1 protein-coding gene is annotated in these 523 nt (G+C 64.9%); it reads left to right on the forward strand.

Annotated features, from left to right (window positions below):
• Window positions 1–296: 296 nt before the first annotated feature.
• The coding region (locus AC1D0P_RS28150; protein WP_477679741.1) for an FAD binding domain-containing protein at window positions 297–523 on the forward strand (227 nt) is incomplete at its 3' end.

Consider the following 523-nt stretch of genomic DNA (forward strand, 5'->3'; position numbering starts at 1 on the left):
GAGGGGCGGGCAATCGCATCTGAAGCCAAGATCTCTCCCCGACTTGCAAGGTCGAGCCRCTGGTCTCGACCCGTCCTTCGGATCCCCATAAGGGCCAGAGGTTTAACGTGTCGCTCCGCTGTGCCCCGATTGAGGCAGAGAGCGTGCCGCGAGTCTTCTCCCCCCTTGTGGGGGAGATGGCCGGCAGGCCAGAGAGGGTCTTTCGCCGCATCCGACAGCCCTGCATTGCGGAAAGAGACGGACGGCACACTGCTCACGCTCCACCATGATGAAAACGTGGCTGAGGCAGATCTGAGATGATGGCTCATCAATTCATTGCGGCAACCACGGTGGAGGAGGCCTTGGCCGCACTCTCCGCGCACGAGGGACGGGCGACGATCATCGCGGGCGCGACCTGGCTGATGCGCGCGCCCTTGCGCGGCGAGGCTCTGCCCGCTTCCGTCATCTCGATCTCGGGCATTGCCGAGCTCGGCCGCATCGACATCGGCGAGGAATGGCTCACCATCGGCGCGCGCGCCACGCA

It is taken from the genome of Polaromonas sp. P1_G2, assembly GCF_056405515.1.